The sequence below is a fragment of the Marivita sp. genome, assembly GCF_020055675.1.
Lineage (GTDB): Bacteria > Pseudomonadota > Alphaproteobacteria > Rhodobacterales > Rhodobacteraceae > Marivita.
Genome location: NZ_JAIPUS010000064.1, coordinates 1 through 4182 on the forward strand (window position 1 = coordinate 1; position 4182 = coordinate 4182).

A 4182-nucleotide genomic window follows, 5' to 3' on the forward strand; every position below is an offset into this window, starting at 1 on the left:
GACAGTGTCGTATTGGCCGCCCGCACGATCGCATGGGCCAGCGAGGCACCCTCGCCGGCGCAACGACGCAACCGCCTGCTGACCGTGCGCCGCTTCGCACTCGCCATGCATGCAGAGGACACACGGCACGAGCTTCCGGCGACCGATGTATTCGGAACGGATCGGCACGCCCGCGTCCTGCCGCACATCTGGACCGCCGACGAGATCGCGCAGTTGATGAGCGCGACTGCTCTGCTCGGACAGCCCGGCGCGATCCGTCCCCTGATGTACCGAACGCTCTTCGGCTTGCTCGCCGCGACGGGGCTGCGCATCTCCGAGGCGCTGGCACTGCGCGTGCGCGACGTTGGTGAGGATGGCCTCATCATCCTTGCCACGAAGTTCCGCAAGAACCGGCTCGTGCCGATCCACGCCACCACGCGCCGCGCGCTCGACGTCTGGCTCCGCACCTTCCCGGGGCGCCCTGACGATCCTGTCTTCCGATCAAGTGCCGGCACGGGACCTGCCTATTCCACGGTGATCACGGTCTTCCTTCGCCTGACCCGCACCGTCGGCCTGCGTGGTGCCGCTGGCGAGCCGGGACCGCGCATCCACGATCTCAGGCACAGCTTCGCCGTGCGCTCGCTGCAGCAATGTGGATCCGACCGCGCGGCAGTCGCCCGCCACATGGCCGGGTTGAGCACCTATCTTGGTCATGCCCATATCACTGACACCTACTGGTACCTGCAGGCCACCCCGACCCTGATGTTCGGGATCGCCGAGGCTGGCGAAGCGCTGCACCGGGGGGATGCCTCATGACCCTTCTCGGCCAACACCTCGCCGTCTTCCTCCGTGAGCATCTTCCCCGGGATCGCGGTGCCAGCCCGCACACCTGCGAGGCCTACGCAACCTGCTTCCAGCTCCTTGTCGTCTTCGCCGCCAGCCACCTTCGCACCAAGCCGTCAGACCTCACCGTGGAAGAAATCGATGCCACGCTGGTCCTTGCGTTTCTCGAGCACCTCACGACCGCGCGCGGAAATGGCGCGCGGTCGCGCAACGCGCGGCTGGCCGCGATCAATGCTTTCTTCCGCTTCCTTGAATACCGGCTGCCGGACTGCCTTGATCAAGCGGGCCGCATCCATGCGATCCCGATGAAGAAGGTGGATGAGGCCCTCGTCACGCATTTGACGCGCGTCGAGATCAAGGCGCTTCTCGACGCGCCCGACCCGCGCACACCGTCGGGAACGCGGGACAGGGCGATGCTACACCTCGCCTTCGCGGCCGGACTGCGCGTATCGGAGCTGATCGGGCTCAAGTCCGATCAGGTCGACCAACGGAACTGGGGGGATATCCGCGTAATGGGCAAGGGACGGCGCGAACGCGTCCTGCCCCTTTGGAAAGAGACGGCGACCGCGATCCGGGCCTGGGTCAACATTCGCCCCAAAACCTCTGCGCCTGAACTCTTTCTCAATGATGTTGGTGCCCCGATGACCCGGTCGGGCTTCGCGTATATTCTCCGCAAGCACGTAGAGCGCGCCGCCGCGACGCAGCCCTCTTTGCGCGACAGGCCCATCACGCCGCACGTGCTGCGCCACACCTGCGCGATGCACACCCTCGCGGCCACTCACGACATCCGGAAGGTCTCTCTTTGGCTGGGTCACGCGACCCTCCAGAGCACCGAGATCTACCTGCGCGCTGATCCAACAGAAAAGCTTGAAGCCCTCGCAGTCATGGAGCCGCCCGTGTTGCGACCAGGCAGATTCAAAGCGCCCGACAAGCTGCTCTCGATGCTAAACGATGTTCGAAACAGAAGAAAATATGCGCAGTGATATTGCCGTTAAGGTGCTGGCAGCAATTAAAAAGCTGCCAGACACTCTGCATAATCATGGACTCGGCATAATTGCGGTTATGCTGAGCTCAGCATAACCGCAAGGGACATGATGGTCTCGCCGCCGTGGTGCAGTCCGTGCTCCGAAAGGATCCGTTCACCGGGACGGTTTTCGTGTTCCGAGCGAAACGGGCGGACCGGTTGAAGCTGCTCTATTGGGATGGGACCGGTCTGGTCATGGCCTACAAGCGGCTGGAGGACACGACCTTCACCTGGCCCGCGATCAGGGACGGGATGATGGCGTTGAACCACGCGCAGTTCGAAGCGCTTTTTTCTGGTCTGGACTGGCGCAAGGTGAAGGCCTTGGAGACCCGCTCACCAGCTGCGGCGGAGTGACTCAGGGGCGTCGAATGCAGCGGTCATGGCTCTGATTTTGGTCTACAAATCTGGCCATGACCGCCGCCGCCAAAGAGCTCGATCTGTCTGTTCTTCCGCCGGAATACCGCGCTGCGTTCGAGGCGCAGGCTGCCCGTGTGGCGGAACTGGAGGAGACCAACCAGCGTCAGGAACATCTGATCGCCGAGTTGCACCATGCGCTCTACGGCAAGAAGTCTGAAAAACTGAACGGGGACGATCGGCAACTGGCCTTTGAGGATCTCGAGGTTGCGCTTGCCGAGGTCGAAGAGAAGAAATCGGAGCAGGTCCCTGGCGACAAAAAGCCCAAACGCAAACGGGTCGCCAAGCGTAATCGCGGCAATCTGCCCGAGGGGCTGCCTCGCATCGAGCAGGTGATCGAGCCGGACAGTCTCGAGTGCCCCTGTGGCTGCGGGTTGATGCACAGGATCGGCGAGGACCGCAACGAGCGGCTCGACATCGTCCCGGCGCAGTGCCGTGTGATCGTGACCGTGCGCCCGAAATACGCCTGCCGCGCCTGCACTGACGGTATCACCCAGGCGCCGACCCCGCCTTGGTTGATCGAGGGCGGGCTACCCACGGAAGGAGCCATCGCACACGTGTTGGTGTCGAAATACGCCGACCACCTCCCGTTATACCGACAGTCGCAAATCCTGGCCCGTTCCGGGGTCGACATCGATCGATCCACGCTGGCCGACTGGGTCGGGGTGGCGGCCTTCCATCTTCGCCCTGTCGTGGACCGGCTGGCCGAGCATCTGAAAACATCGACCAAACTGTTCATGGATGAAACCACGGCCCCGGTGCTGGACCCTGGCCGCGGGCGCACGAAAACCGGCTTTCTCTGGGCTCTCGCCCGCGATGATCGATCATGGGGTGGCGATGACCCGCCCGGCGTGGTCTATTTCTACGCCCCCGGGCGCCATGGCGAACATGCCGAAACGTTCCTGACAGGCTTCAACGGCACGCTCCAGATCGACGGCTACCCGGGCTACAACCGGCTGACCAAGCCGTCCCGAAAGGGCGGCGATCCCGTCATCGTTGCGCATTGCTGGGCCCACGCCCGCCGCAAGCTCAAAGAGATCTTCGACCGCGATGGCTCCGAGATCGCCGCCGAGGGCCTGCGCCGGATCGCCGAGATTTACGCCGTCGAAAAGGACATCCGCGGAACATCCAACGGCCAGCGCCTGTCCGCCCGCCGGGCCCGGTCCGCCCCGCTGGTCGCTGCCTTCGGAGACTGGTTGCAGGCGCAGCGCCTGCGCATCTCGGCCAAGTCACGCCTCGGCGAAAAGCTCGCCTACATCCACCGCCATTGGGACGGTTTGCAGACCTTCCTGACGGACGGCCGCGTCGAGATCGACTCCAACAGCGTCGAAAATCTCGTGCGCCCAATAGCTCTCAATCGCAAGAATGCGTTATTCGCCGGCCACGATGAAGGCGGTCGCGCTTGGGGCCGCATCGCCTCACTGATCGAAACATGCAAGGTCAACGGGGTGGAGCCCTTCGCCTATCTGAAATCAACGCTCGAAGCGATTGCGGCAGGTCATCCGAAAACCCGCATCGACGACCTGCTGCCCTGGAATTTCCAGTCGTCAAGCTGAAAACCCGGTGCTGCTCAGACAGCGCTTACGACCGGCCAGGCTCCCGCGTCCCATCCAAGGAGGCGGCCGGGCAAAGGGCATCAGCTCAGACGCCCGAGAGATCGAGGCGAATTTTCCGGAAGACGTCCGAGGCGTCCAGCAGTGCAGAGGCGAACGGATCCGCGTCCGCTTGCGCGGCCTCCATTTGGTTCAGGGCGGACTGAAGCCGTGGCAAGCCGATGAATGCGGCCGTTCCCGCAGCTTTGTGCACAGCCTGAATGCTGCCGGGCCTGTCCCGCGCTGCGGCGTCAAGAGCCTGCCTGATTTCATCGAGACAGGCCTGCAACCAGGCTTCAAGCTCGTCGAGCTCCATGGTTTCGGAGATAT

At 63.6% G+C, this 4182-nt stretch carries 4 protein-coding genes and 1 pseudogene; 4 read left to right on the top strand and 1 reads right to left on the bottom strand.

Going from position 1 to position 4182, the window contains the following annotated elements:
* From LCF59_RS17415 to LCF59_RS17430, 4 genes and pseudogenes are all read left to right on the top strand, one after another.
* Window positions 1–795, top strand: a 795-nt coding sequence (locus LCF59_RS17415; protein ID WP_292288889.1) for a tyrosine-type recombinase/integrase, incomplete at its 5' end; no start/stop codon positions are given.
* Window positions 792–1805: a tyrosine-type recombinase/integrase gene (locus LCF59_RS17420; protein WP_292288890.1), complete on the top strand. Its 1014-nt coding sequence runs from the start codon at window positions 792–794 to the stop codon at window positions 1803–1805. The genes LCF59_RS17415 and LCF59_RS17420, both read left to right, overlap by 4 nt.
* Before the next feature lie 110 nt (window positions 1806–1915).
* Window positions 1916–2200: pseudogene (tnpB, locus tag LCF59_RS17425) on the top strand (IS66 family insertion sequence element accessory protein TnpB); the annotation flags it as partial.
* Window positions 2201–2256: 56 nt separating this feature from the next.
* The gene (locus LCF59_RS17430) at window positions 2257–3816 is read left to right on the top strand and encodes an IS66 family transposase (RefSeq protein WP_292288891.1); all 1560 of its coding nucleotides are present in this window, start codon (window positions 2257–2259) and stop codon (window positions 3814–3816) included.
* A gap of 85 nt (window positions 3817–3901) precedes the next feature.
* On the opposite strand, the gene LCF59_RS17435 is transcribed toward LCF59_RS17430, so the two are convergent.
* The coding region (locus LCF59_RS17435; RefSeq protein ID WP_292288892.1) for an Hpt domain-containing protein at window positions 3902–4182 on the bottom strand (281 nt) is incomplete at its 5' end.

Bases quoted from the DNA above. Each gene is read 5' to 3' on its own strand.
- LCF59_RS17420 (WP_292288890.1), top strand. From the start codon at position 792: ATGACCCTTCTCGGCCAACACCTCGCCGTCTTCCTCCGTGAGCATCTT.
- LCF59_RS17430 (WP_292288891.1), top strand. From the start codon at position 2,257: ATGACCGCCGCCGCCAAAGAGCTCGATCTGTCTGTTCTTCCGCCGGAA.